We start from the raw sequence: 1,429 nt of genomic DNA on the forward strand, positions 1-1,429 counted from the left end.
TTTTTTTTCTACAAAAAATTGTATATATTATACTTTTATTATGTATAAGTTTTTGTAAAATAATATTGTATTATTCGTTTTATTTATTTATATATGACATACTATTTATTGTATTGTTTTTAATATTAAATTTAGATATAAAAAAATGACACTCGAGATGTACAATATCTATTTAGTATCATTTTTTATATTAATATGTAATTATCTCATTCCTGGATAATCTAACTGTCTTAATGCTTCATAGACTACTATAGCAACTGAGTTAGATAAATTTAAAGACCTAGCTTTTTCAAGATTTAGCATTGGTATTCTTATACATGTATCTAAGTTTTCTTTTATAAGTGTTTCTGGTAATCCTTTAGTTTCTTTTCCAAAGACTATAAATGAATTTTCAACATACTTTACATCTGAATGAGCTTGATTAACCTTTGTTGTTGCATAGAAAAATGTTCCATTTGGATTTTTTTCTACTACTTCTTCAAAGCTATCATAATATTGTATATTTGCTATATCCCAGTAATCAAGTCCACTTCTTTTTAAATATTTATCTTCTAAAGAAAACCCTAATGGTCTTACTAAGTGAAGTGTTGTTCCTGTTGCTGCACATGTTCTTATTATATTACCTGTATTTTGAGGTATTTCTGGTTCTACTAAAACTACATTTAATGACATTTTAATCCTCCTATTTTATAACTATCTTTTATGATATTTACAATTATAACAGAAATTTATACTTCTAAGAACTTACTTTATTTAAAGTTATCTTTATAATACTTACAATATTTTGTTATAGGGCATATTTCACACTCAGGTTTTCTAGCTTTACAAATTCTTCTTCCATGAAAAATTAATAAATGATGTGAATGTGACCATCTCTTTTTAGGTATAGCCTCCATAAGAGGAAACTCCGTTTTTTCTGGCGTTGAAGTATTAACTATACCGATTCTATTTGAAACTCTAAATACATGTGTATCAACTGCCATTGCATCTTGACCAAAAGCATTACTAAGTACTACATTAGCTGTTTTTCTACCTACACCTGGAAGTTTAGTTAACTCCTCTAAAGTATTTGGAACTTCTCCATTATACACATCACATAGTTTTTCTGATGTTTGTTTTATTTTCTCAGCTTTACTTCTAAATAATCCACAGGTTTTTATTTCTTCTTCTATTTCTTTTATACTAAGTTTTGTAAAGTCTTCTGGTGTATTATATTTTTTAAACATTTCACCTGTTACTTTGTTAACCCTAACATCTGTACATTGAGCAGATAATATTGTAGCTACTAGTAATTCAAATGGAGTTGTGTACTCTAATTCGCATTTTGCATCTGGGTATGTTTCTTCTAATATATCTAAAACTTTATTAATATTCTTCATATTTTTTCTACCTTACATTCCTTATCTATTTATTTATATCAATTAATTTA

At 26.1% G+C, this 1,429-nt stretch carries 2 protein-coding genes; both read right to left on the reverse strand.

Annotated elements, in window-relative coordinates:
- Positions 1-201: 201 nt before the first annotated feature.
- Complete coding sequence (gene trmL / locus G3997_RS09185; protein ID WP_296645479.1) at positions 202-672, reverse strand: tRNA (uridine(34)/cytosine(34)/5-carboxymethylaminomethyluridine(34)-2'-O)-methyltransferase TrmL; 471 nt, start codon at positions 670-672, stop codon at positions 202-204.
- A gap of 77 nt (positions 673-749) precedes the next feature.
- Positions 750-1,379, reverse strand: a complete 630-nt coding sequence (gene nth / locus G3997_RS09190) for an endonuclease III (RefSeq protein WP_296645480.1) — start codon at positions 1,377-1,379, stop codon at positions 750-752.
- Positions 1,380-1,429 lie beyond the last annotated feature (50 nt).

The sequence above is a fragment of the Romboutsia sp. 13368 genome (assembly GCF_018336475.1).
Classification (GTDB): Bacteria; Bacillota; Clostridia; order Peptostreptococcales; family Peptostreptococcaceae; genus Romboutsia.